Origin of the sequence: Microbacterium plantarum (assembly GCF_035231185.1) — a bacterium.
GTDB lineage: Bacteria > Actinomycetota > Actinomycetes > Actinomycetales > Microbacteriaceae > Microbacterium > Microbacterium plantarum.
Map to the genome: position 1 here is coordinate 1,759,086 of NZ_CP141117.1, position 24,592 is coordinate 1,783,677.

Here is a 24,592-nt window from a genome sequence, read left to right on the forward strand (position 1 = left end):
AGGAACGCGCATGACCACTTCTCCGCTCACGCTGTCGCCGCGACCGATCGACCCGAGCGTCGATCACGGGATCCAGGCGATCGTCGCCGGCGCGTCGAACGCCGAGACATGCAACACCGATCTCGCCGCGGGACCGTGGAGCTTCGACGCACGGCCGGGGTACGGCCCAGGCTCGTCGATGGGCGACGTCATCCCGACCGGGGCGCCCCGCCAGGGCGAGCTCCCGGAGTACTACCGGACCGCGGACGAGGACGAGCTGCACGACCGCATCTCCGCCGCCAAGGCCGCCCTCGGCGACCGGGTCGTCGTCCTGGGGCACTTCTACCAGCGCGAAGAGGTCGTGCGGCACGCGGACTACGTGGGCGACTCGTTCCAGCTCGCGGAAGCGACGAAGGCCCACCCCGAGGCCGAGGCCATCGTCTTCTGCGGCGTCCACTTCATGGCCGAGACCGCCGACCTGCTGTCGCGGCCCGAGCAGTCCGTCATCCTGCCCAACCTCGCCGCCGGATGCTCGATGGCCGACATGGCGTCGATCGACGAGGTCGAGGAGTGCTGGGAGCAGCTCGGCGAGATCTACGGCGACCTCGGCAGCCCCGACGCCGAAGGACTTCTCCCCGTCATCCCCGTCACGTACATGAACTCCTCCGCCGCCATCAAGGGCTTCGTCGGCCGGCACGGCGGAATCGTGTGCACCTCCTCGAACGCCCGCACCGTGCTCGAGTGGGCCTTCGCACGCGGCCGCCGGGTGCTGTTCTTCCCCGACCAGCACCTCGGACGCAACACCGCCAAGGCGATGGGGGTCACGCTCGACCGCATGCCGATGTGGAACCCCCGCCGCCCGCTCGGCGGCAACGACGAGGCGTCCCTGCGCGATGCTCGGGTCATCCTCTGGCATGGCTTCTGCTCGGTGCACCGCCGCTTCACCGTCGAGCAGATCGCGCAGGCGCGTGCGGAACACCCGGGCGTCCGCGTCATCGTCCACCCCGAGTGCCCGATGCCGGTCGTGGACGCCGCGGACGAGGCGGGATCGACGGAGTACATCCGCCGCGCGATCGACGGCGCGACCGAGCCCACAATCTTCGCGGTCGGCACAGAGATCAACCTCGTCCAGCGGCTCGCCGCGCAATACCCGCAGCACCGCATCTTCTGCCTCGATCCCGTCGTCTGCCCGTGCTCGACGATGTACCGCATCCACCCGGGCTACCTGGCGTGGGTCCTCGACGAGCTCTGCGCGGGACGGACCCCCAACCGCATCCGGGTCTCCGACGACGTCGCCGTGCCGGCACGGGCCGCCCTCGAACGGATGCTGGCGGCGCGGCCATGACCCGGCGTGTCGTGGTCGTGGGCTCCGGTCTTGCCGGCGGCATGTGCGCCCTGCGCGCCGCCGACGCCGGCTGCGAGGTCGTCCTGGTCACGAAGAGAGCGCTCGGCGACGGCAACACCGCCTACGCGCAGGGCGGCATCGCCGCCGTGACGGCCACGGGCGACTCGGTTCTCGCCCACGTCGACGACACTCTGCGCGCCGGCGCGGGCCTCGGCGAGCGCGACGCCGTGCACACGCTCGCATCGGCGGGGCCGGACGCCGTCGCGACGCTCGAGGCGATCGGGGTCGCGTTCGACCGCGACGACAGCGGCGCGCTGCGACTCGGCCTGGAAGGTGCGCACCGGGTTCCGCGAATCCTGCACGCCGGCGGCGATGCGACCGGAGCCGCGATCCAGCGCGCTCTGAACCGCGCGCTGGCTCTCGCGCCCGTCCAGATCCGCTCCGACGCTCTCGTCACCGACGTCGTGGTCTCCGACGGGGCGGCGCGGGGTGTGCGGGTGCTCTCGGAGGGCCGCACCGAGACGCTGGCCGCGGATGCCGTGGTCCTCGCGACCGGTGGGGCGGGACAGCTGTACGCCCACACGACGAATCCCGCGGTGGCGACCGCCGACGGGATCGCGCTCGCCCTGCGCGCCGGCGCGACCGTCGCCGACCTGGAGTTCGTGCAGTTCCACCCCACCGCCCTGACCGATGGGACGCTCGTGTCGGAGGCCGTGCGCGGCGAGGGTGCTGTGTTGATCGACGAGCGCGGGCGCCGCTTCTGCGTCGATGCGCATCCCGATGCGGAACTCGCTCCACGAGACGTCGTGGCCCGCTCGATCGCGGCGGCGATGGCGCGTCAGGGCGGCCGGCCGGTGCTGCTCGACGCGACCGGTCTGCGCGAGACTCCGTCGGCGACGGCTGCCTTCCTCGCCCACCGGTTCCCGACGATCGACAAGTCCGTGCGGGCGCGCGGATGGGATTGGTCGCGGCATCCGGTTCCCGTCACTCCCGCCGCGCACTACCTCATGGGCGGCGTCGTGACCGATCTCGACGGTCGGACCGACGTCGACGGGCTGTTCGCGGTCGGCGAGGTCGCGCGCACGGGCGTGCACGGCGCCAATCGGCTGGCCTCCAACTCGCTGCTCGAAGCCGTCGTGTTCGCCCTGCGCACCGCGGATGCCGTCGTCGACGGCGACCCGCGGGTCGCAACGGCGTCTCCGAGCGTCTCGTCGTCACCTCGCGCCGTGGCGGGCCGGTCCCGTGCGCCGCGACGGATACCGGCGAACGGACCGTTCAGCCGGGCGGCCCTGCAGTCGCTCATGTGGCGGCACGTCGGACTCGAGCGGGACGCCTCCGGGCTCGCTCTCGCGCTCGACATCTTCGATGAGTGGTCGCGCGCCGCAGTCGCACCCCGCTCCCGGCGCGAACACGAGGACGCCAACCTGCTCCTCGTCGCGAGCTCGATGACCACCGCCGCGCTCGCACGCACCCGATCGATCGGCGCACACCACCGCAGCGACGACACCACCGCTCGTCCGCTGACCGCCGACGAATCCGTCCGACCCGCCGCCGCTCCCGAGAAGGTCGCATGATGCTCACACCCCGACAGATCGCTGCCGTCGTCGGCCCCGCACTCGATGAGGACGCCCCATGGGGCGATCTCACCAGCACCGCCTTCATCCCCGGGGCGGCGCGGGCCACGGCCGCGCTCGTCTCGCGCGTCGACGGCATCCTCAGCGGCGGGGCAGTTTTCGCCGCGGCTTTCGCGCTCACCGATCCGAGCTGCGACGTCGTGATCGACGTGCCCGACGGCTCGCGCATCCGCCCCGGTGACACGCTGGCCACCGTCCGCGGTCCGGCGCGCGCCGTGCTGACCGCCGAACGCGTCGGATTGAACCTCACCCAGCGGATGTCGGGGATCGCCACGCTGACCCGTCGCTACGTCGACGAAGTCGCGGGGACCGGTGCCCGCATCGTCGACACCCGCAAGACGACACCGGGGCTGCGTCTGATCGAGCGGCAGGCCGTCCGGGACGGCGGCGGCCACAACCACCGGTTCTCCCTGTCGGATGCGGTCATGCTCAAGGACAACCACCTCGGTGTCATCACCGCCGATGGGACGGGGCTGACCGAAGCGCTGCGACGCGCGATGGATGACCTTCCTCACACGACCCACGTCGAGGTGGAAGTCGACCGCATCGATCAGATCGAGCCCGTGCTCGCCGCCGGCGTGGACACGATCATGCTCGACAACTTCTCGCTGGACGATCTGCGCCGCGGGGTCGCCATCGTCTCCGGTCGCGCGGTCGTCGAGGCGTCGGGCGGAGTGTCGCTCGAGAGCGTGCGTGCGATCGCCGAGACCGGTGTCGACGTGATCTCCGTCGGAGCGCTCACGCACTCCGCGCCCTCGCTCGACCTCGGGCTCGACCTCGTCGTCGACGCGCGCTGATGCTGTACCTCGACCACGCCGCGGGCGGTCCGGTGCGTCGTGAGGTGCTCGAGGCGATGGCACCATTCCTCACCGGGCGATTCGGCAACCCGTCGAGCATCCACACGGTCGGTGAAGACGTCGCCGGCGCCCTCGACGACGCGCGGCGGCGGGTGGCGGCGGTGGTCGGCATGCGCGCCGGCGACATCGTCTTCACGTCCGGAGGAACCGAGGCGAACAACCTCGCGATCGCGGGCACCGCCCTCGGGGCCCGCGGACGCGCTCCCGGCCACATCGTCACGACGGCGGTGGAGCACGATTCGGTATTGGCGGTCTGTCGTTACCTCCAGCGCATGCATCGATACGACGTCGACGTCCTGCCCGTGGACTCGCTCGGACGCGTCGACCCCGACGCCGTCGCCCGAGCCGTGCGCGATGACACCGCCGTCGTGAGCATCGGCTACGCCAACAACGAGGTCGGAACCGTTCAGGATGTCGCGGCGATCGCGCGAGCAGCGGGTTCGGTCCCGGTGCACACCGATGCCGTGCAGGCGGCCGGGTGGCTTCCCCTCACCGGCACGGGCGCCTCGGCTCTGTCGGTCGCGGGCCACAAGATCGGCGCGCCGCAGGGCATCGGTGTGCTGGCGGTCCGCGGCCGGCTCCCCCTCGAGCCCGTGATCCACGGCGGCGGCCAGGAGCGCGGCCGGCGCTCGGGCACGCAGAACGTCGCGGGGGCGGTGGGCCTCGCGCTCGCGCTCGAGCTGGCCGAGCGCGAGCGCCCCGAGGCCGCTGCGCGGGCCGCGGCGGCGCGCGACGCATTCACGAGCCGCGTGCTCGGCACCGTCCCCGGATCGCGCGCGACCGGCGACCCTGATCGGAGGCTTCCGGGCCTCGCCTCGTTCACGTTCGCCGCGACCTCGGGCGAGGCCGTGCTCCTCGAACTGGAACGGCGTGGAATAGTCACGAGCAGCGGGTCGGCATGCGCCGCGGGCAGCGACGAGCCGTCGCACGTCTTGACGGCGATGGGTCTCGACGCCGATGACGCCCGCACCGCGGTGCGGTTCAGCTTCGATCGCGCGACGGTGCCGGATGCGGGAGCGCTCGCGGGCGCGGTGGCCGACGCCGTCTCGGCAGTACGATCGGGGTCGTGAGCTCGCCCGTCGTCACCGTCATCGTCCCCGGCCGCGACGTCGCCCCCTACGCCGAGGAAGCGCTGGCTTCCCTGAAGGCCCAGACCCTCGGCGAGTGGACCGCGATCCTCATCGACGACGGATCGCGCGACACGACCGGACGCATCTTCGCGGAAGCGGCCGCGTCGGACGAGCGGTTCCGCGTGATCGCACACGATCGCGCCGTCGGGCTGGGTGCCGCACGGAACGCGGGGCTCGATCGGGTCGACACCCCGTTCGTCGCCTTCCTCGACGCGGACGACGTCCTCACCCCGTCGGCCCTGGAGCGCTGGATCGGAACGCTCGACGCTTCGGGCTCCGACTTCGTCGCCGGGGCCTACGTGCGACTGCGTCCGACCGATGAGGGCTACGTCCCGGGCCCCGTGCAACCCTGGGTCGCGGCATCCACTCGGCCTGCCCGCATCGGGACCACCCTCGCCGACCATCCCGAGGCATCGGGGAACATCGTCGCGTGGTCGAAAGCGAGCCGCATCGAGTTCTGGCGACGTCACCGACTGCGCTTCCCCGAGAACCGGCTGTACGAGGACCAGCTGGTCGCACAGCAGATGTACACCCGCGCCCGAGCGTTCGACGTGATTCCGGACGTCGTCGTGCACTGGCGCGAGCGGGCGGACGGGTCGTCGATCACGCAGCACCGTGCACAGCTGCCCGTGCTCATCGACTATCTCGATGCGCTGCGGTCGGGCCTGGCGGTGCTCGACGCCGCCGATGCCCGTGCCGCGGCCACGGCCCGGGTCCGGCTCGTGCTCGACATGGACGTTCCCCCGCTCGTGCGCATCGCCGCGACCCATCCCGATCCCGAGTACCGTCGGCGGATCGGCGGGCTGGTCCGCGACTTCCGGGAACGAGCACCGGGTCACCGGGCCGCCGACCCGGCAGCCGCGGAGTTGTGGGACATCGCCCGCCTCTGGTGATCCGCCGCGCGCATCCGCGTCGACCGACCGGAAGCTGATGCTGGCGCCGTGTCGTCGGCCCCGGGAATAATCGATCCGTCGGGGCGTTGGCCCTGCGGAGTCCGCCCTCGGGTGACGACCGATCTTCCGACCGAGGAGTTGCCCATGGCCGTCGCGCCGTCGTCCACGAACGCCCCCGCATCCGCCGCATCGCCCGCCGTGCCCACCGTCGTGACCGCCGAGGCGAACCGGGTGATCTGGCTCCTGCTCGTCGCCGCCTTCGTCGCGATCCTGAACGAGACGACCATGGGCGTCGCGATCCCGCACCTGATCACCGACTTCCGCATCACGGCGGTGGCGGCGCAGTGGCTCACGACCGCGTTCATGCTCACGATGGCGGTGGTGATCCCGATCACCGGCTTCCTGCTGCAACGTCTGACGACGCGGGCTGTCTTCACCGCTGCGATGAGCCTGTTCTCGACGGGAACGCTCATCGCCGTCCTGGCGCAGAGCTTCGGTTTCCTCCTCGTCGCGCGTGTCGTGCAGGCTTCGGGAACCGCGATCATGATGCCGCTGCTGATGACGACGCTGATGACGGTCGTCCCGCCCCACGCTCGGGGCCGCATGATGGGCCGGGTCAGCATCGTGATGTCGCTCGCTCCCGCGATCGGGCCGACGCTGTCCGGGTTCCTCCTCGACACCCTCAGCTGGCGCTGGATCTTCGGCGTCGTCCTCCCGATCGCCCTGGTCTCGCTCGCGATCGGCGTCCGCTGGATCCACAACCTCGGCGAGACCCGGCGCGCGCCACTCGACGTCTTCTCCGTCGTGCTCTCGGCCTTCGGTTTCGGAGGCCTCGTGTTCGGGCTCAGCCAGATCGGCGCCGGAGGCCACGGCGGCGGGGATGCCGCGGCCGCGGCGCCCGCGTCGAACCTGCCGCTCATCATCTCCCTGTCGGTCGGGGTCGTGGCGCTCGGCGCGTTCGTGTGGCGTCAGCTCGTGCTGCAGCGCAACGACGAGGCGCTGCTCGACCTGCGCGTGTTCCGCTCGGCCAACTTCTCGCTCTCGGTGGCCCAGCTGGGCGTCATGTCCATGGCGTTCTTCGGCGCGATCACCCTGCTGCCGCTGTACATGCAGAACGTCCTCGGGCTCTCCGCGCTCGAGTCCGGGCTGATCGTCCTGCCGGGCTCTCTCGCGATGGGCATCGCCGGCCCGTTCATCGGGCGCATCTACGACCGCTGGGGCACGCGCGTGCTCCTCGTCCCCGGAGCCGTCATCGTCACCGGCATCCTGTGGAGCTTCACCACCCTCACCGAGAACACGTCGGTATGGCTGCTGCTCACGCTGCAGACGTGTCTCTCGCTCGGCCTGGCGATGTCGTTCACGCCGCTGTTCACGGCATCCCTCGGCTCTCTGCAGCCGCGGTTCTACTCGTACGGCAGCGCGATCGTCTCGACCATCCAGCAGGTCGCGGGCGCCGCGGGCATCGCTCTGCTCATCACGGTGATGGCCGCTGCCGAGGCCGGCGCCGCCGATCCGGGGACGACGGCGGCCGGCGCCGCGGGCGCGCGGGCGGCCTTCTTCGTGGCCGCGATCATCGCGTCGCCGCTGATCATCGGGGCGCTGCTCATCCGCAAGCCGGCCGACAGCCCCGAAGGCGTGCCCGCGGCGCACTGAGCCGGCCTCACCGCCATCGCGCGAGAACGACGAAGCCGCCGGGTGCGTCATGCACCGGCGGCTTCGTCGTACGCCTCGAGGCGAGGTTCAAGAGGTCGAGCAGCATCCTCCGCCGCAGCAGGAACCTGCGTCGTCGTTCGCGGTGACCAGCAGGTTCTTCTCATCGGGAACCGGCTGCAGTGTCTGAGGCTGGGGCGTGGATGCTGTGGACATATCGCCATCGTAACCCCGCAGCGGACCATGCGTCGCGGAGCGTGTCAAGCGCGTCGCAGCCGCCGTCGGCCGCGCGTAGCGTCGGCGACATGAGCACTCTCGATGGCAAGAAAATCGCATTCCTGGCAACCGACGGCTTCGAGGACAGCGAGCTGACCTCGCCCTGGCAGGCCGTCTCCGACGCGGGCGCGACCGTCGTCATGATCGCCCCCGAATCGGGCGAGATCACCGGCAAGAACGGCCACACCCAGAAGGTCGACGTCGTCACGGCGGATGCCGAGGCCGACGAGTACGACGCGCTCGTGCTTCCGGGCGGCGTCGTCAACGCCGACAACCTGCGACTCGACGCGAACGCGGTCGACTTCGCGCGCGCGTTCTTCGAACAGCACAAGCCCGTTGGCGCGATCTGCCACGCGGCGTGGATCCTGACCGAGGCCGACGTCCTCTCGGGCCGCACCCTGACGAGCTTCCCGAGCCTGCGCACCGATCTGATGAACGCCGGTGCCACCTGGGTCGACGAGGAGGTCGTCGTGGACCAGGGCCTCGTCTCGAGCCGAACGCCCGATGACCTCCCGGCCTTCAACGCGAAGGTCATCGAGGAGATCGAAGAAGGCGAGCACGCCGGCCAGACCGCGTGACCCGTCGGTCCTGAACGCCGCCGACACGGCTTCCGATCGCCCCCGCGAGCTCAGGCTCCGGGGGCGATCGCCACGCGCAGGTGGCGACCCGACCGGGCAAGCTCGATCGCGTCGTCGAGCCGGTCGAGCGGCAAGGGCGTCGAGACGAGGTCGGCGAACGGGTAGCGGCGGGTGCCCGGGGCGCGCATGAAGGCGACGGCAGCCTCGAGGTCGGCGGATGTCGGCACGCCGACCCGCAGGGTCGTTTCCGGTGAGGCTTCGCTCGCGGTACGGAAGCGCGCGCTCAGATCCGTCTCGGGCACGTGCTCGGGCGCCAGCGCAGCGCCGAAGCGCTCGGCCCGCGCGCGCACCCGCGGATCGGCTGAGGCGAGCCGCGCTCGTCCACCCCGCTCGGCGATCATGGCGGACAGCACGAGCGGATCGGCGCCGGTGCCGGCGATGGTCACGAGCAGGTCCTCGGGATCGGAGATCTCTTCCAGCCGTCGCACGAGCCCGGCCGCTCGCGCGACCGCGCCCGACACGGGGGCCAGGATGCAGGCGGGGAGCGCCTCGCCCACACGGACGATCGGCGTGCCGGTGACCAGATGCACGTGCGTCGCGAAGCCGCCCACGAGTTCGCGATGGGCTCCGATGCGCTCATGCGGTCCCACGGCGCTCACGACGCGCTCCCCGAGCTCGAGCGGAATGCCGTCCGCCGCCGCGACCGCGCCGCCGAGCGCCGCGACCCTGCCGACGAACTCACGGCCGAGGACCGTCGGCACCGGGCATTGCTCCTCACCGTCCGTGATCGCGATGTCGTCCTCGGTGATCGTGACGAGCTCGACACGGACGAGCACTTCGCCCGGCCCGAGCACGACGCCGGGCACGGCGATCGTCTCCTGGTCGCGGCCCGGCCCCATCCATGCGCGTGCCAGTGCAGCAGGACGCAGCAGCACGTCCATCGGTGCCGGGGTCGCCAGTTCCATTCGCGCCCTCTCGCCCGTGGTGACCCCCTCACTGTCGCAAAGGCCGCCGGGCCCGCGGCGCGGCGGCGCACGCCGTTTCGCGAATGTTCACCGGATGGTGGGCGGACCGCCTCCCCGGCGCCGCGGGTACGCTGGAATCCGGCGCGCGAGTGCCGGAGAGGACCATCATGAGAATCGTCGACTCGGCCGACTGGCGCGATCGCCTCACCTACGAGACGCCCTACCGCGTCGCCGACGTCATGCCGGGTGATCCCGCGCGATGCGCCGCCTGCCCCGCCGACGCCGGTGCCCATGATCGCGACCACCTGTGGGCGGTCAAGCACCGCCACCCGACCAACCACGGCGGCTTCGTCCGGTTCTACTGCGAGTCGCACGTTCCGGAGCGCAAGCAACCCGTCGCGGTCGCGACACGTCCGGCACCCGCGCGACGCGCCGCGCCCCGCGCTGCAGCGCCGCGCACTCCGAAGGCGCCCGCACCCTCGGATGTCGTCCGCGCGATGTGCCCGGACTGCTTCGTCGAGGTGTCCGCCGCGGGCGAGTGCGGCGTCTGCGGCATCCGGATCTGACGGCGTGAGCGAACCGGCCGCCGCGAACTATCCGACCGCGCTGTGGTGCCGGTCCCGCCGCGGATCGGCATTGTGCACCCGCCCGAGGGGACACGCGGGGCTGCATAACCGGCTCGGAACGTCGCAGATGTGGTCAGACGCGCAGGCCGATCCGCCACGATGCTCGGGCAGCGGTGAGCCTGCGCAGCCGTCGCCGACACTGCCCGGCGGGTTTCCCTTCGGACGGGGACTGTGCCCCGTGTGCACGGCCTTCGTCGAATTGAGCGAGGGTCGCATCGACCGCCACGACGCCTTCCGCGGCACGACGGATGCCGCCGAGGCCGAGGCCCGGGCTCAGTGGTTCAACACCGTCGGGTGGAACTGATCGCCCGCGCCAACAGACGGTGGACTGTCAGGCGCCCGCCTCGTCGTCGCGCCACGGCAGATTGAGGTCTTCGGCGGGCAAATCGACGTCGCCGACATCGTCGGGACCGCCGGTTCCCGGACGCGCACGCACGAGCTCGTCATCGACGTCCTCGTCGGGGCTGGTCGGGGCCTCGTCCTGCTTCTCACGGGTCTCGGTGTCGCTGGCCGGGCTGTAGCGCATGTCCTTGCGGACCGCCTCCGGCTCGGAGAGCGGTTCCTGGTCGGTCGCCGGGTCCTGCTGGCTCATCACGTCTCCCTCGCTGTCGGCGCGCCGATTCCGACGCTCTCGACCACGCTAGGCAGCGCCGCCGATCGCGTCAGGCGCGTTGACCAGCCGGGAGCCTCGTGCAATGATCCTCGGCCGATGCGAGCCGTATCCGATGACGATCGTCAGCGCAAGTGCGAGGTGCCCGGCGGCGCTAGCCGACACAGTGTTGTCATGAGACGAATCACGTACGCGGGCGACACGGTGATCACGACGGATGACGTTGCGGAGGCACTGGTGGAGCTCACGGCGGCGGTCGCCAATTACGGCCGCGCCGAAGCCGTGAGGATTCCGATCGTGCTCGAACCGAGCGGGCGTGTCGATGAGGCCGAACTTGTCATCGGGGTCGGCAACGACGTGCTGTCCGCGCCCATCGACTGGGACGCCGATGAACCGGACTTCTCCGAGGGGGCGGAAGACCTTCGAGCACACGAGAGCTACCCTCAGCGCCGTTCCGAGGGCGCTCACCTCTATGCCCTCGACGACGAGGCACCCGCACAGTGGGACCCCGACCTCGAGGGCTTCCGCGACGCCTGACCTTTCGCGTCACACTGCCGTCGACCGTGCGGCGCTGACTCGCTCGATGGCGTAGCGTGGCCGAACGTGCGAGCGATGGTCATGGACAGCATCCGCGGGCCGGTGACGGTTCGCGAGGTGGCCGATCCGAGCGTCCCCGCCGACGGGGTGGTGGTGTCGGTGCGCGCCACCGGGCTCTGTCGAAGCGACTGGCACGCCTGGGCCGGCCACGACGACATCGCACTCCCCCACACCCCCGGGCATGAGTTCTCAGGTGTCATCTCCGAGGTCGGTGCGGAAGTCGCGGGCTGGCAGGTGGGTGATCGCGTCACGACGCCGTTCGTGATCGGCTGCGGTCGATGCGAGTGGTGCGCACGCGGGGACGCCCAGGTCTGCCCGCACCAGCAGCAGCCCGGCTTCACCTACGCCGGCTCGTTCGCCGAGCGGGTCGTCGTGCCCGCGGCCGACGTCAACCTCGTCGGCATCCCCGACGGCGTCTCGTTCGAAGCCGCGGCGGCGCTCGGATGCCGCTTCGCCACGGCGTACCGCGCGCTGATCGCCCGGGCGACCCTGAGCGGCGGCGAGTGGATCACGATCGTCGGCGCAGGCGGTGTCGGCCTCAGCGCCGTGATGATCGCACGGGCTCTGGGAGCGCGGGTCATCGCGGTCGACCGGTCGCCTGGCGCTTTGCAGACCGCCTCGGAGCTCGGCGCCGAACACGTCGTCGCTGACGGGCAGGACGTCCCCGCCGTCGTTCACGAGCTGACGGGCGGGGGCAGCCACGTCTCGGTCGATGCGGTGGGCAGCGAGCAGACCGCATCCGATGCGATTCTGAGCCTGCGTCGTCGAGGACGTCATGTGCAGATCGGGCTGCTGCCCTCGGCATCCGGTCGTAGCGCCGCTCCCCTGGCCCGCGTCATCGCGTGGGAGCTCGACCTGCTCGGCAGCCACGGCATGGCAGCAGTGGACTACCCCGGAATGATGGCGCTGATCGGCGACGGCAGCCTGCGCCCGCAGGACCTCGTGCAGCGGGTCGTCGGACTGGAGGAAGGTGCGCGACTGTTGCCGGCCATGGACACCGCGGCAGCGGCGGGCATGACGATGATCGATCCGCGGCTGGTCTGACACACGCGATACGCGAAGACCCCGCCCGGACGCAGTGGTCACGAGCGGGGTCTTCGTCGCCGGGACTACCCGGCCGGGACTTGGTCAGCCCTGGGGCATATCAGCCCTGGGGCTTGCGGTTCTCGGCGCTGACCATCCAGGCGAGCTGCTCGAGGCGCTCGAGGATCGAGTGCAGGATGTCGGCGGTCGTCGGGTCTTCCTCGTCGACCTCGTCGTGCACATCACGGCACGTGCCGATCGTCGCCTCGAGGCGCTCGGTGATCAGGTCGATGACCTCGGCGGTGTCGATCTCGCCCTGCGGGAACTCGGGCAGCGTCGTGGTCTCGGCGACGGTGTCGCTGCGGCCATCCGGGAGGGCGTGAAGCGCACGCATGCGCTCGGCGACGGTGTCGGCGAACTCGCGGGCGGCGTCGATGATCTCGTCGAGCTGGAGGTGGGTGTCGCGGAAGTTGCGTCCGACGACGTTCCAGTGCGCCTGCTTGCCCTGGAGCGACAGCTCGATGAGGTCGACGAGCACCTTCTGGGTGTTCTCGCTGAGCTTCTGCGAGGCGCGGAAGCCGCTCTCGGCGTTCTGCTCGTTGGTCAGACCGGCGCCGGAAGCGCGGCGCTTGTTGCGCGTGGTGGTGGTGTTCGTGGCCATAGTGTTGCCTCCTCGAGTCGAGATGACATCCACGCTAGGCAGGGCGAGGGCGCGGCGCCCACCGGTTGATGGAACGTGCGGGGGCTGGTAACGGGTGTTCAGAAGTCTTCGTCACGAAGACCGAGTTCGAGCCAACGACGAGCGGCGACGTCTCCCTCGAGCCATCGCACGCCGAACGTCTGCGACGCACCCCACCTCGCCGAGAGCCAGTGGCGGCCCAACAGACGCCGCTCGTGCACCGTGCTTTGCAGGTGGTAAGCAAGGTACCCGGCCTCGAGCTCGCGAACCGTGTGCCATCCAGGACCGTAGTCCTCGAAGGGGAGCTCACGCGATCCATCGGGCCACACGACGGTGAACCACAACCAGCGCTGCCTCGACGGAAATCGCATCTCGCGGACGACGCTCGCCACATGACCGACGACCTGGTCTTCGATCACGAGCGCTCCGATTCGTCGGTCGTACGCCTGCAGAGTGTCATCTGTGGGCGTGTCGACACCGGGCGACCCGTCGTACTGCGGATCTCCGGCGCGCTCGCGTGGCATGCCTCGATTGTGCCAGCCGTGGGCGGTGGGCTTCACCGATAGCGGCAGGGCGTCAGACGTTGAAGCGGAACTCCACGACGTCGCCGTCCTGCATGACGTAGTCCTTGCCCTCGAGGCGCGCCTTGCCCTTCGCGCGGGCCTCGGCGACCGAGCCGGTCGCGACGAGGTCCTCGAACGAGATGACCTCGGCCTTGATGAAGCCCTTCTCGAAATCGGTGTGGATGACGCCGGCAGCCTGCGGAGCCTTCCAGCCCTTGCCGATCGTCCAGGCGCGCGCTTCCTTCGGGCCCGCGGTGAGGTAGGTCTGCAGGCCCAGCGTGTCGAATCCGATGCGCGCGAGCTGGTCGAGGCCCGACTCGTCCTGACCGGTCGACGCGAGCAGTTCTGCGGCTTCCTCGGGGTCGAGGTCGATGAGCTCCGACTCGATCTTCGCGTCGAGGAACACCGCCTGGGCAGGAGCGACGAGCGCGGCGAGTTCCGCCTTGCGCGCGTCATCCGTGAGAACGGCCTCGTCGACGTTGAAGACGAAGATGAAGGGCTTGGCCGTCAGCAGGCCGAGCTCCTTGATGGGTGCGAGGTCGATCTTGGAGTCGGCTCCCGACAGCAGTTCGCCGCGCTGAAGCGCATCCTGCGCAGCCTTTGCAGCCTCGAGCACGGAGGGATCGAGCTTCTTGCCGCGAACCTCCTTCTCGTAGCGCGTGATCGCCTTCTCGAGGGTCTGGAGATCGGCGAGCTGCAGCTCGGCGTTGATGGTCTCCATGTCGTTCTGCGGGTTCACCGCACCCTCGACGTGCACGACGTCGTCGTCGGCGAAGCCGCGGACGACCTGCGCGATCGCGTCGGCCTCGCGGATGTTGGCGAGGAACTGGTTGCCCAGCCCCTCACCCTCCGACGCACCGCGCACGATGCCGGCGATGTCGACGAACGACACCGCGGCGGGGAGGATGCGCTCGGAGTGGAAGATCTCGGCCAGCACCTTCAGGCGCGGGTCGGGGAGGTTCACCACGCCGACGTTCGGCTCGATCGTCGCGAACGGGTAGTTCGCCGCGAGAACCTGGTTCTTGGTCAGGGCGTTGAAGAGGGTCGACTTGCCGACGTTGGGCAGTCCTACGATTCCGATGGTGAGAGCCACGGGCATCCAGTCTACGTGGCCCACCGACATCGCCTCCGACCGATCCGGATCGCCCGGCTCGGCGGCGCGCCTCCCTTCTCGTCCTCCGGACACGGGTGACGCTTGTCCCGTGGCACTGGACTTCACCGCGATCGACTTCGAGACGGCGAACTCCTCCAGTGCATCCGCATGCTCTGTCGGCCTGGTTCGCGTCCGCGACGGTGAGGTCGTCGCCTCCGACGGCTGGTTGATTCGCCCGCCCTCGGGCCACGACCGCTTCTTCGACATCAACGTCTCCATCCACGGCATCACCGCCGATGCGGTGCAGCATGCCCCCGGCTGGGTAGCGCAACTCCCCCGGCTTCTCGAGTTCATCGGTGACGACGTGCTGGTGGCCCACAACGCGGGTTTCGACATGGCAGTGCTGCGCCGCGCGTGCGAGGCGACGGATACCGCGCTCCCGGCGATCCGCTCGGTGTGCAGCGTGCAGCTGGCGCGGAAGACGTATCAGCTCGATTCCTACCGGCTGCCGCTCGTTGCTGCTGCCGTCGGGTTCCTCGACTTCGCGCATCACGATGCCCTCGCGGACGCGCTCGCCTGCGCACACATCACCATCGACGCGGCTCGCCGGGCCGGCGCGCACGACCTCGTCGAACTAGCGATGCTGCTGGGGGTGCGCGTGCCCGAGCACGAGCCGATCGGGGCTTCGCTGCTCAGCCCGGCCTGACGGGGTCGCTGGTCGTCCGCGGGTCTGTGGAAGGTTCCGGCACGATGTCGGAGGTCCATGACATGATTCGAACATGCATTCGAATGGCGGGCTTGGTAGCGGGATGGGCAGCGACGCAGACGTCGACACACTCGCTCAGCTGGTCGCGGATGCCGAGGGCATAGCGGATGCCGCGCGCGCGGCACAGGTCCGGGAGGTTCGTCTCCTCGCTGCCGCCGGCCAGCTGGCCGAGTCCGAGTCCGCGGGAGCACCGGAGAAGGTCAAGGCGCGCGAGATGGCTCTGCGCGGCATCGCGGCGGAGTTGGCCGGGGTGTTCGTGGCGACCGACCGGACCCTGCAGCGTCGCATCGATGAAGCCCGCGATCTGGTCGAGAACTACCCGGTGACGATGGCGGCCTGGGAGGCCGGACGCATCGTCCGCGGGCACGTGCGGGTGATCCACGAGATCGGATGCATCGTGCCCGCGGGAGATCGCGCGGAGTTCGAACGCGTCGCGATCGAGCGCTGCGAGGGCGAGAGACCCAACCGGGTGCGGGACGCGCTGCGGATGATCGCCGAGCGCATTCACCCGCGGACGTTCACCGAGCGGCACGAGGAAGCAGCGGCGGGGCGGGGCGTGTGGGTGCAGCCCGGGGCGGATGGGATGTCGGACCTGATCGCGACCTTGCCGACGGTGATCGCGGACGGGATCGTGGACCGGTTGACGCGGCAGGCGCGGGAGATCATCAACGCGCGGGCTCAGGCTGATGCGCCTGGGACGCCTGACACTCGAGCCGACGCGAACGGCGCTTTACCCGATGCCGACACGACGATTCGCGACGGGTCGTCGTTCATCGACGATGCCCGCACGATCGACCAGGTTCGCGCCGACGTGTTCTCCGACCTGCTCCTCGCCGGGACGCCGGCCCTCGATCCCACCGGCACCGGCGACGGCGGCGGAACACTGGGCGCGATCCGGGCACACGTGCAGGTGGCCGTGTCGGCACTCACGCTGATGGGTCAAGATGAAGGGCCCGCGGATCTGGCGGGACGCTCGCCCATCGACGCCGCCACCGCACGCGAACTCGCGGGCAACGCGACCTCGTGGGACCGGCTGCTGACCGATCCGGTCACCGGGACGGTGCTCGAGTGCGACAGCTACCGGCCCACCGCCGCGATGGTGCGACTGCTGCGGGCCCGCGATCGGCACTGCCGGTTCCCCGGATGCCGGCAACCCGCCATCCGCTGCGAACTCGACCACACCATCGCCGCATCCGACGGCGGTGCCACCCACGTGTGCAACCTTGCCAACCTCTGCAAGAGACACCACGACGTCAAACACCACACCCGATGGCGAGTCCAACAGCTCCCGGGCGGGAGGCTGATCTGGACATCACCCACCGGACGGGTCTATCGCGAAGACGCACCACCACCACTCGTCGCATTCACCGTCGCGGCTCCACCCGGACCGGGGCTTCCACCGTTCTGACGAGTTCGCCCTTCGGTTGGCGCTGGTCGTGGGTTCGGCGTGCACGGACCGGGTTCGGCCTGCGCTCGCTGGCGCACTCGCGCGTACGCAGCTCGCCGTTTCGCCGGTACCGGTCACCGATTGAGCGTGCACAGACCCACCCGACCCCGGCTTCCACGGTTCTGACGAGTCCATCGTTCGGTTCGCCCTGGTCGCCTGCTCAGCGCGGCCGATTGATGATTCCATGTCAGCGCCGCGCGCGGGAGTGCGGGACTACGCGCCATCACCCGGCGACGCCTGCGTGCGCGGCCACGGTGCCCACCCGTCCGCCGCGGTGCGGAGCACCTCCGCGGCGCTCGACAGCCGCTGCACCGGAAAGTCCTCCACGCGCGATTGGCCGGATCGGCTGCCCTCGGGGAATGTGAACGCGTGCTCCACCGGAAGCTCGGCGCCGGGCACGATAGCCTCGCGGAAGTTCCCCGTCACGACCGCGAAGACCTGCTCCTCGAGTTCGTCTGCGACAGACCGCCATTCCTCGTCACATGCGTCGCACCCGCAATGGGGGTAGTGAGCGTCATGCAGCAGTCCCGAGTGCACCGAGAGACCCGGATACGCATCGAAAACGAAAGTCACCGATGCGCACTGCGGGTCGGCGGGCTGCAGGCGCACCGCACGGAGCACAGCGAAAGAGCTCGGTCTGTTCAGATCTGAGGCGACCTCAACACCCTCCTCGACGTCGACCTCGAATGTCTCGCTTAGGTGAGCGATGAGCGCATCGCCGACAGCATGCAGCGGCGCGAAGCGCTCCGGGTGCGTGTCGACCGAATAGGCGTCTTCTGGAGGCGATCCCGGCCAACGTCTGCCGTACTCGATGACCGCGCCGTCGGCATCGCGGAACACCGGCGTGTCGATGGTCGGGCGCACGTAGCCTTTCATGCCGACATCCTGCCGCACCGTCCGCTCCGGGCGCGGAGAGAGCCGCGCCGCACGCCCCGCCTCCGTGCGATGTCAGAGCCACCGGGCATCCTGGACACATGGACGCCGCTCTCGTCTTCATCCTCATCGTCGTCGCCGCGATCGCCGCCGCGGGTGGCTGGTTCGCGGGCTCCGCGCGCACCTCACGCGAGGGAGCAGCCGACCGAGTCCGTCTCGAGGCTCGCGCGGCCGTTGCTGAGGCCGAGCGCGACGCCCACGCCGAGCAACTGGAACGACAGCGCGAGCTGCAGCGCGAGCTGGGAACCCAGGCGCGGCTCGACCAGGCCGCTCGCGACGAACGCGAACGCCGCGAGCAGGCGGTCTTGCGAGCGCTCGCCCCCGTCCAGGAGTCGCTGCAGGCGATGCAGGCCAAGGTCGAGCTCCTCGAACGCGAACGCAGCGAGCAGTTCGGTTCGGTCGCGGAGCAGCTGCGACTCGGACGCGAGACCGACGAGGCGCTGCGTTCGACGACGGAGTCGCTCGCCGGCGCCCTGCGCTCGAGCGCGGCCCGTGGCGTCTGGGGCGAGACGCAGCTGCGACGCATCGTCGAGTCCGCCGGCCTCACCCGCTACGTCGACTTCGAGCTGCAGTCCAGCATCTCGTCCGACAGCGGCGCGGGGCGCCCCGACCTGATCGTCCGTCTCCCCGGCGACAAGGCGCTCGCGGTCGACGCGAAGGTGCCGCTCGACTCGTATCTCGAGGCGAGCGCGATACCCGTCACCGCGCAGGGTGAGGAGGCGCGACGCCGCAAAGCGTTGCTGACGGCGCACGTCAAGGCGGTGCGCGCCCACGTGGACGCCCTCGCGAAGAAGGCCTACTGGCAGGGCCTGAGCTCGAGTCCCGAGTTCGTCGTCTGCTTCATCCCGAGCGAATCGCTTCTCGCGGCGGCGCTCGACGAAGACCCCGCGCTGCTCGACTACGCCTTCAGCCGGCGCGTCGCACTCGCGTCACCGGTCAACCTGTGGGCGGTGCTGAAGACCGTGGCATACACGTGGACCCAGCAAGACGTCTCCGACGAGGCCCGGCGCCTGTTCGACCTCGGCAACGAGCTGTACCAGCGTCTCGGAGGGCTTGCCTCCCACGCCGGCGACCTGCGCCGTGCGATCGAGCGGACGGTCGAGTCCTACAACAAGTTCGTGGGGACGCTCGAGAGCAGGGTGCTCGTGACGGCGCGGAAGTTCCCGGGCATCGACGAGACACGGCTCGAGGCAACGAGCGCGCCGAGCCCGATCGAGACGTCGACGCGGATGACGACGGCTCCCGAGCTGCTCAGCGCGGACGTCGGCGAGCTTCGCGAACGGCTGTGACGCGTCGGCGGAGGGGAAGGGAGGCGAGCTGTCCGGTCAGGCCGGGAACATGTTGACGAGGCCGACGACGGCGACGGAGACGGCGAGGAAGGCGCCGATCATCCACCAGGCACTCATCTGATGTCCCTCGGGGTGGCGCCGACGCAGCAGCACGTCCGGACGTCGAGCGGGGTCGATCGTCACCGCGACCTGGCCGGTCGGCGGGTTGTTTGCTGTCATCGACATGGTTCTCCCGGGTGCTGACGTAAGGGTGGTCATCGCCGTTGATACCGCTGCCATTCTGACAGAGCCTTGCTGGGAGCATCAGTGGTTGACACGCAGTCGTGTCGTGATAGTTACCCGACCGAGTTCAGAGCCACTTGGATGTGAGGTGCTCCGAGGTGATCCGACGCAGCGTCCCCGACGCGCCGCGCAGCACCACGCTCTCGGTGTACACGTAGTCGCCTTCGCGCCGAACGCCCCCGACGAGCTCGCCGTTGGTCACACCGGTCGCCACGAAGATCGTGTTCTTGCCGCGGACGAGATCGTCGGCCTCGTAGACGTGACCGTCGAGGTTGAGCCCGGCGTCGATGCCGCGCTGCTTCTCGTCGTCGTCGCGCGCCCACAACCGGCCCTGGATGTGACCGCCGAGGGCCTTGATGGCGCACGCGGTGACGATGCCCTCCGGGCTGCCGCCGACACCCACGCACATGTCCGTGCGCGCGTTGTGCCGGGCCGCGTTGATCCCACCCGCGACGTCGCCGTCGCTCATCAGCCGCGTGCCCGCGCCGGCATCCCGGATCTCCTGGATCAGCTCCGCGTGACGCGGACGGTTCAGGACCGAGACCACCAGTTCATCGACAGGCTTGCCGAGAGCCTTCGCGAGCCGCCGGATGTTCTCGGCGATGGGCAGTCGGATGTCGACGACGCCGACACCCGCAGGGCCGGTGACGAGCTTGTCCATGTAGAACACCGACGAGGCGTCGAGCATCGCTCCCCGGTCGGCGACCGCGATGACCGAGAGCGCGTTGTTGCGCCCCTCCGCGGTGAGGGTCGTGCCGTCGATCGGATCCACGGCGATGTCGGCCTGGGGCCCGCGACCGGTGCCGACCTTCTCGCCGTTGAAGAGCATGGGTGCGGCATCCTTCTCACCCTCGCCGATGACGATCACGCCGTCGAAGTTGACCGTCGTGAGGAACGCGCGCATGGCGTCGACGGCCGCCCCGTCGGCGAGTTCCTTCTGCCCGCGGCCGATGAACGGCACCGAACGGATCGCCGCCGCCTCTGTCGCGCGCACGAGCTCGAGCGCGAGGTTTCGATCGGGATGCAGCGGACTCATGTCGGCGGTCAAACTCACCATGCGCCACAGCATAGGTGCGGGCAGGCGCGGGGATCCGCCGCTTTCGGCCGCGCGCCCACGAAGGAATCGGGATTCTTAACGAATCCGTACATCCAGCCGCGTCGCGAACACGTGACAACAAGCAGCGTCGTTTCTCCGGCCGCCCCGCGGACGGCGAGAGCGGCCTTCGATAAAGTGGGCTCGGTAACACCGCCGATTTGAGGAGCTCTCATGCCCATCGCCACCCCCGAACAGTACGCAGAGATGCTGGATCGCGCGAAGGCCGGTGGTTTCGCCTACCCCGCCATCAACGCCGCCAGCTCGCAGTCCATCAACGCCGTTCTTCAGGGCCTGACCGAGGCCGGCTCCGACGGCATCATCCAGGTCACGACCGGTGGCGCCGACTACTTCGCCGGACACACCGTCAAGGGCCGCGCGACCGGTGCGCTCGCCTTCGCGAAGTTCGCCCACGAGGTCGCCAAGAACTACCCCGTCACGGTCGCGCTCCACACCGACCACTGCCCGAAGCCCGCCCTCGACGACTTCCTGCTGCCACTCATCTCGGCATCGGAGGAGGCCGTCGCCGACGGCGGTCAGCCGATCTTCCAGTCGCACATGTGGGACGGCTCGGCCGTGCCGCTCGCCGAGAACATCGAGATCGCCAAGGAGCTGCTTCCCCGCATCAAGGCGATCCGCGCGATCCTCGAGGTCGAGATCGGCGTCGTCGGCGGCGAAGAGGACGGCGTGCAGCACGAGGGCTCGAACGACGCCCTCTACACCACGACCGGTGACGTCTCGCAGGTCGTCGAGGCTCTCGGGCTCGGTGACCAGGGCCGCTGGATCGCCGCTCTCACCTTCGGCAACGTCCACGGCGTCTACAAGCCGGGCAACGTCAAGCTCAAGCCCGAGCTGCTCGGCGAGATCCAGGCCGGCATCGCGTCGAAGTTCGGCACCGGCGAGAAGCCCCTCGACCTCGTCTTCCACGGCGGCAGCGGCTCGACCGACGAGGAGATCGCCCTCGCCGTCGCGAACGGTGTCGTGAAGATGAACATCGACACCGACACGCAGTACGCGTTCACGCGCTCGGTGGCCGGGTTCATGTTCCAGAACTACGACGGCGTCCTGAAGGTCGACGGCGAGGTCGGCAACAAGAAGGCTTACGACCCGCGCGCCTGGGGCAAGAAGGCCGAGTCGGCCATGGCCGCTCGCGTCGTCGAGGCGACCCGCCAGCTCGGCTCGTTCGGCCAGTCCCAGAGCTGACCGCCGGCCACACGGAACGGCGCCGCGCGGATTCGTTCGCGGGGCGCCGTTCTGTCGTTCTCGGGTGCGCGTCAGCGGCTGGTCGAGAACCCGTCGAGCACAGCCGGGTCGGACAGCAGCGGCACCGCCAGCAGCAGGCTCACGATGATGAATGTCACGATCGCGCCGACGAGCGGGATCCACCACGACAGCCGCCGCAGCGACAGCGACCACCACGACAGCACCGCGGTCAGCAGCCACCCCGCGCCGTAGACGACGGCGGCGGCGATGCCCCACGCCCGTCCGCCCGCCGGGTCCGCGAGCGTCCCGTCGATACCAGCCATGTCCATCCACGTCTGCGCGAAGCCCGTGAAGTCGACCAGCTGCGGGATGGCTCCGAGCACCGTCACCAGCCCGTACGCGAGCAGCGCGACCGTGATGATCCGGTCGGCGAGCCGCGTGGGGCGCGCAGCCGACGTGGTCGGGCGCGGCGAGGGAAGCTGCTGTCGTGCGGACTCATGGGGACGGGGTGCCGCTGAGCCGGCCGGCACCTGCGCCGTCTCGACCACATCGGGGTGCGGTGCTTCCCCGCCCAGTGCCGCGATGCGGGCGCGTTGCTCCTCGGGGGTGGCGTACTCGCCGTACTGCGGGCGCGGACGTTCCTGCTCGCTCATGACCGCCCCCGTCCGCCGCGTGCGCGGGCGTCCTGCTTCCCGGCGGCATCCGTGCGCAGCTCCTTCGGCAGGGAGAACATGAGGTCTTCCTCGGCCGTTCGGATCTCGTCGACATCGGCGTAACCGGCATCCGCGAGACTGGAGAGCACCTGCTGCACGAGCACCTCGGGTACCGAAGCGCCGCTCGTGACCCCGACCGTCCGGACGCCGTCGAGCCACTCCTGCCGGATCTCATCGGCATAGTCGACGCGGTACGCGGCGCGAGCGCCGTACTCGAGCGCGACCTCGACGAGCCTCACACTGTTGGACGAGTTCGCCGACCCCACGACGATCACCAGGTCGGTTTCGGCGGCGATCTTCTTGATGGCGACCTGGCGGTTCTGGGTCGCGTAGCAGATGTCGTCCGAGGGCGGATCCTGCAGTTCGGGGAACCGCACGCGCAGCCGCCGAACGGTCTCCATCGTCTCGTCGACGGAGAGCGTGGTCTGCGAGAGCCAGACGACCCGCGACGGGTCGCGCACCTCGACGGTGTCTGCGTGTTCGGGCGACGTCACGATCGTGATGTGCTCGGGCGCCTCGCCGGCGGTCCCCTCGACCTCCTCGTGCCCCTCGTGGCCGATCAGCAGGATCTCGCGGTCGTCGCGCGCGAACCTCACGGCCTCACGGTGCACCTTGGTCACGAGCGGGCAGGTCGCGTCGATCGCCTGCAGCCCCCGATCGGACGCCGCCGAGACCACCGCGGGAGACACCCCGTGCGCGCTGAAGACGACGTGCGCGCCCTCGGGCACCGCGTCGACCTCGTCGACGAAGACGGCGCCGCGCTCCTCGAGCTCGCGCACGACGTGGATGTTGTGCACGATCTGCTTGCGCACGTAGACGGGCGCACCGAAGCGTTCCAGCGCCTTCTCGACCGCGACGACGGCGCGGTCGACTCCGGCGCAGTATCCTCGCGGAGCTGCCAGGAGCACCCGCTTGGCGGCGCCCACAGGGATATCCTGGAGACGGCCGTGACGCCCCGGCACGCGGGGAACGGGCAGCCGGACGGCGGGAGTGCTCACTCCTCGATTCTACGAGGCGCATCCTGCCAGCCGCTCGGAACCGGCCGTGAGGAGCCCCATGCCGTCGTTCGAGACCGCGCCCGATCAGACGCCGCCGCCGGATGCCGTCCATCCTCGCGATTCGTCGCCGCAGACGCCGACCTCGATCTCGCGGCTCAACGAGACCATCCGCGACTTCGTGCAGCGGTGGAACGCCGTGTGGGTCGAGGGCGAGATCACCTCCTGGAACCTCCGCGGCGGTCATGTCTTCGGCCGCCTGAAGGACGCCGAAGCGGATGCCGCGCTCTCGTTCCGCCTCTGGTCGAGCACCCTGCAGCGCCTCGGCTCGAGCCCGCAGGTCGGCGACCGCGTCGTCGCGTGCGTCAAGAGCGACTACTTCGTGAAGTCCGGCGACTTCTCGTTCACGGTGTCGGCCATGCGACCGACAGGTCTCGGCGATCAGCTCGTCCAGCTCGAGCGTCTACGCGCGAAGCTGCGGGCGGAAGGTCTGTTCGATCCGTCCCGCAAGCGGAGCCTGCCGTTCCTCCCCCATATGATCGGCCTGATCACGGGTGAGCGCAGCGACGCGGAACGCGACGTGCACCGCAACGCCGAGCTGCGCTGGCCGCACGTCACCTTCCGCACGGTGCACGCGGCGGTGCAGGGCGATCGGTGCGTTCCCGAGACGATCGCGGCTCTGCGCGCCCTCGACGCCGACCCGGAGGTCGATGTGATCGTCATAGCGCGCGGCGGCGGCGACCCGCAGACACTCCTCGGTTTCAGCGACGAGAGGCTGCTGCGGGCCGTGGCCGCGGCGACGACGCCGGTGGTGTCGGCGATCGGCCACGAGAACGACCATCCGCTCCTCGACGACGTCGCCGACCTCCGCGCGTCGACGCCGACGGATGCCGCCAAGCGGGTCGTGCCCGACGTCGTGGAGCAGCGCGCGCTCGTCGAGCAGCTGCGCAGCCGCGCCCGTACGCGCCTCACGCAGCGCGTCTCGCACGATCTCGCGCAGCTCGAGCAACTGCGATCGCGGCCGGTGCTGCGCAATCCGGAATCGCTCATGACGACCCGCGCGCACGAACTGCACGTCCTCACGGCGCGCGGTCGAGACGTCGTGACGCGCCGCATGGATGCCGCGGGCCACGACATCGCCCGGCTCCGCGCCACACTCCAGGCGCTCTCGCCGGGCGCCACACTCGACCGTGGCTACGCCATCGCTCATCTCGATGCGGGAGTCATCATCCGAGACGCCGCGCAGGCCCCGGCGGGCTCGCACGTCACCGTCACCGTCGGCCGCGGCGCGTTCGCGGCGCGCTCCGAAGGCGTCGTCGACGACGGGGCCGCGCCCGCTGAGGCGGCGGGCGCACCGGCGGACCCGTCCTAGA

General features: G+C 70.2%; 27 protein-coding genes. 16 read left to right on the plus strand and 11 right to left on the minus strand.

Annotated elements, in window-relative coordinates:
* The first annotated feature begins 10 nt into the window (after positions 1 to 10).
* The 6 genes from nadA to VC184_RS08460 all read left to right on the plus strand — a co-directional run bounded on the left by nadA (position 11) and on the right by VC184_RS08460 (position 7,491).
* Positions 11 to 1,324: a quinolinate synthase NadA gene (nadA, locus tag VC184_RS08435; RefSeq protein ID WP_323985758.1), complete on the plus strand. Its 1,314-nt coding sequence runs from the start codon at positions 11 to 13 to the stop codon at positions 1,322 to 1,324.
* The gene (gene nadB, locus VC184_RS08440) at positions 1,321 to 2,898 is read left to right on the plus strand and encodes an L-aspartate oxidase (RefSeq protein ID WP_323985760.1); all 1,578 of its coding nucleotides are present in this window, start codon (positions 1,321 to 1,323) and stop codon (positions 2,896 to 2,898) included. Before nadA ends, nadB begins: the two co-directional genes overlap by 4 nt.
* A complete protein-coding gene (nadC, locus tag VC184_RS08445) occupies positions 2,898 to 3,755 on the plus strand; it encodes a carboxylating nicotinate-nucleotide diphosphorylase (RefSeq protein WP_323987748.1) in 858 nt (285 codons plus the stop codon). The genes nadB and nadC overlap by 1 nt, the downstream gene beginning before the upstream one ends.
* The gene (locus tag VC184_RS08450) at positions 3,755 to 4,885 is read left to right on the plus strand and encodes a cysteine desulfurase family protein (protein WP_323985762.1); all 1,131 of its coding nucleotides are present in this window, start codon (positions 3,755 to 3,757) and stop codon (positions 4,883 to 4,885) included. Before nadC ends, VC184_RS08450 begins: the two co-directional genes overlap by 1 nt.
* Positions 4,882 to 5,838 (plus strand): glycosyltransferase family 2 protein, encoded by a 957-nt coding sequence (locus tag VC184_RS08455; RefSeq protein WP_274177968.1) that lies wholly within the window; start codon positions 4,882 to 4,884, stop codon positions 5,836 to 5,838. Before VC184_RS08450 ends, VC184_RS08455 begins: the two co-directional genes overlap by 4 nt.
* 144 nt (positions 5,839 to 5,982) lie before the next feature.
* Positions 5,983 to 7,491, plus strand: coding sequence for a DHA2 family efflux MFS transporter permease subunit (locus VC184_RS08460; RefSeq protein WP_282501024.1), 1,509 nt, complete (start codon positions 5,983 to 5,985; stop codon positions 7,489 to 7,491).
* 87 nt (positions 7,492 to 7,578) lie between these two features.
* Here VC184_RS08460 and VC184_RS08465 read toward each other — a convergent pair whose 3' ends face one another.
* Positions 7,579 to 7,704, minus strand: a complete 126-nt coding sequence (locus tag VC184_RS08465; protein WP_258524557.1) for a hypothetical protein — start codon at positions 7,702 to 7,704, stop codon at positions 7,579 to 7,581.
* Between the two features lie 89 nt (positions 7,705 to 7,793).
* Here VC184_RS08465 and VC184_RS08470 point away from each other — a divergent pair, with 89 nt between their 5' ends.
* A complete protein-coding gene (locus VC184_RS08470) occupies positions 7,794 to 8,342 on the plus strand; it encodes a type 1 glutamine amidotransferase domain-containing protein (protein WP_112614984.1) in 549 nt (182 codons plus the stop codon).
* Between the two features lie 50 nt (positions 8,343 to 8,392).
* Here VC184_RS08470 and VC184_RS08475 read toward each other — a convergent pair whose 3' ends face one another.
* On the minus strand, positions 8,393 to 9,307 hold the full coding sequence (locus VC184_RS08475) for an alcohol dehydrogenase catalytic domain-containing protein (RefSeq protein ID WP_323985764.1): 915 nt from the start codon (positions 9,305 to 9,307) through the stop codon (positions 8,393 to 8,395).
* Between the two features lie 167 nt (positions 9,308 to 9,474).
* Here VC184_RS08475 and VC184_RS08480 point away from each other — a divergent pair, with 167 nt between their 5' ends.
* A complete protein-coding gene (locus VC184_RS08480) occupies positions 9,475 to 9,873 on the plus strand; it encodes a glucose-6-phosphate dehydrogenase (protein ID WP_112614988.1) in 399 nt (132 codons plus the stop codon).
* 238 nt (positions 9,874 to 10,111) lie between these two features.
* Complete coding sequence (locus VC184_RS08485) at positions 10,112 to 10,237, plus strand: hypothetical protein (RefSeq protein WP_258524558.1); 126 nt, start codon at positions 10,112 to 10,114, stop codon at positions 10,235 to 10,237.
* 27 nt (positions 10,238 to 10,264) lie between these two features.
* On the opposite strand, the gene VC184_RS08490 is transcribed toward VC184_RS08485, so the two are convergent.
* Positions 10,265 to 10,525 (minus strand): hypothetical protein, encoded by a 261-nt coding sequence (locus tag VC184_RS08490; protein ID WP_323985766.1) that lies wholly within the window; start codon positions 10,523 to 10,525, stop codon positions 10,265 to 10,267.
* A 192-nt stretch (positions 10,526 to 10,717) separates the two neighbouring features.
* Here VC184_RS08490 and VC184_RS08495 point away from each other — a divergent pair, with 192 nt between their 5' ends.
* Complete coding sequence (locus VC184_RS08495; protein ID WP_112614994.1) at positions 10,718 to 11,080, plus strand: hypothetical protein; 363 nt, start codon at positions 10,718 to 10,720, stop codon at positions 11,078 to 11,080.
* A 66-nt stretch (positions 11,081 to 11,146) separates the two neighbouring features.
* Positions 11,147 to 12,184 (plus strand): zinc-dependent alcohol dehydrogenase family protein, encoded by a 1,038-nt coding sequence (locus VC184_RS08500; protein ID WP_323985768.1) that lies wholly within the window; start codon positions 11,147 to 11,149, stop codon positions 12,182 to 12,184.
* A 100-nt stretch (positions 12,185 to 12,284) separates the two neighbouring features.
* Here the strand turns inward: VC184_RS08500 and VC184_RS08505 are convergent, their stop codons facing one another.
* The 3 genes from VC184_RS08505 to ychF all read right to left on the minus strand — a co-directional run bounded on the left by VC184_RS08505 (position 12,285) and on the right by ychF (position 14,498).
* Positions 12,285 to 12,824 carry a Dps family protein gene (locus tag VC184_RS08505; RefSeq protein WP_112614998.1) on the minus strand — a complete coding sequence of 180 codons (540 nt, stop codon included), beginning with the start codon at positions 12,822 to 12,824 and terminating at the stop codon, positions 12,285 to 12,287.
* 98 nt (positions 12,825 to 12,922) lie between these two features.
* Entirely contained in the window at positions 12,923 to 13,366 is a 444-nt protein-coding gene (locus VC184_RS08510; protein ID WP_323985770.1) for a hypothetical protein, read from the minus strand.
* A 52-nt stretch (positions 13,367 to 13,418) separates the two neighbouring features.
* Complete coding sequence (gene ychF / locus VC184_RS08515) at positions 13,419 to 14,498, minus strand: redox-regulated ATPase YchF (RefSeq protein WP_301114852.1); 1,080 nt, start codon at positions 14,496 to 14,498, stop codon at positions 13,419 to 13,421.
* A gap of 109 nt (positions 14,499 to 14,607) precedes the next feature.
* Here ychF and VC184_RS08520 point away from each other — a divergent pair, with 109 nt between their 5' ends.
* Together VC184_RS08520 and VC184_RS08525 are read left to right on the plus strand one after the other, a co-directional pair.
* A complete protein-coding gene (locus VC184_RS08520; protein ID WP_323985771.1) occupies positions 14,608 to 15,204 on the plus strand; it encodes an exonuclease domain-containing protein in 597 nt (198 codons plus the stop codon).
* A gap of 103 nt (positions 15,205 to 15,307) precedes the next feature.
* Positions 15,308 to 16,672, plus strand: a complete 1,365-nt coding sequence (locus tag VC184_RS08525; protein ID WP_323985773.1) for an HNH endonuclease signature motif containing protein — start codon at positions 15,308 to 15,310, stop codon at positions 16,670 to 16,672.
* Between the two features lie 252 nt (positions 16,673 to 16,924).
* Here the strand turns inward: VC184_RS08525 and VC184_RS08530 are convergent, their stop codons facing one another.
* Positions 16,925 to 17,587, minus strand: a complete 663-nt coding sequence (locus tag VC184_RS08530; RefSeq protein WP_282501030.1) for a DUF6226 family protein — start codon at positions 17,585 to 17,587, stop codon at positions 16,925 to 16,927.
* 98 nt (positions 17,588 to 17,685) lie between these two features.
* Between VC184_RS08530 and VC184_RS08535 the strand changes: the two genes are divergently transcribed.
* On the plus strand, positions 17,686 to 18,933 hold the full coding sequence (locus VC184_RS08535) for a DNA recombination protein RmuC (protein WP_274177978.1): 1,248 nt from the start codon (positions 17,686 to 17,688) through the stop codon (positions 18,931 to 18,933).
* 36 nt (positions 18,934 to 18,969) lie between these two features.
* Here VC184_RS08535 and VC184_RS08540 read toward each other — a convergent pair whose 3' ends face one another.
* Together VC184_RS08540 and glpX are read right to left on the minus strand one after the other, a co-directional pair.
* Positions 18,970 to 19,152, minus strand: coding sequence for a UDP-N-acetylmuramyl pentapeptide phosphotransferase (locus tag VC184_RS08540; RefSeq protein WP_240309861.1), 183 nt, complete (start codon positions 19,150 to 19,152; stop codon positions 18,970 to 18,972).
* A gap of 130 nt (positions 19,153 to 19,282) precedes the next feature.
* On the minus strand, positions 19,283 to 20,272 hold the full coding sequence (gene glpX, locus VC184_RS08545) for a class II fructose-bisphosphatase (protein ID WP_323985776.1): 990 nt from the start codon (positions 20,270 to 20,272) through the stop codon (positions 19,283 to 19,285).
* 210 nt (positions 20,273 to 20,482) lie between these two features.
* On the opposite strand from glpX, the gene fbaA reads away from it, so the two are divergent.
* Entirely contained in the window at positions 20,483 to 21,511 is a 1,029-nt protein-coding gene (gene fbaA, locus VC184_RS08550; RefSeq protein ID WP_274177980.1) for a class II fructose-bisphosphate aldolase, read from the plus strand.
* A 71-nt stretch (positions 21,512 to 21,582) separates the two neighbouring features.
* Here the strand turns inward: fbaA and VC184_RS08555 are convergent, their stop codons facing one another.
* On the minus strand, positions 21,583 to 22,164 hold the full coding sequence (locus VC184_RS08555; protein WP_112618031.1) for a DUF6264 family protein: 582 nt from the start codon (positions 22,162 to 22,164) through the stop codon (positions 21,583 to 21,585).
* The gene (locus VC184_RS08560; RefSeq protein ID WP_274177982.1) at positions 22,161 to 23,222 is read right to left on the minus strand and encodes a 4-hydroxy-3-methylbut-2-enyl diphosphate reductase; all 1,062 of its coding nucleotides are present in this window, start codon (positions 23,220 to 23,222) and stop codon (positions 22,161 to 22,163) included. Before VC184_RS08560 ends, VC184_RS08555 begins: the two co-directional genes overlap by 4 nt.
* Before the next feature lie 58 nt (positions 23,223 to 23,280).
* On the opposite strand from VC184_RS08560, the gene xseA reads away from it, so the two are divergent.
* Positions 23,281 to 24,591: an exodeoxyribonuclease VII large subunit gene (xseA, locus tag VC184_RS08565; RefSeq protein ID WP_323985778.1), complete on the plus strand. Its 1,311-nt coding sequence runs from the start codon at positions 23,281 to 23,283 to the stop codon at positions 24,589 to 24,591.
* Position 24,592 lies beyond the last annotated feature (1 nt).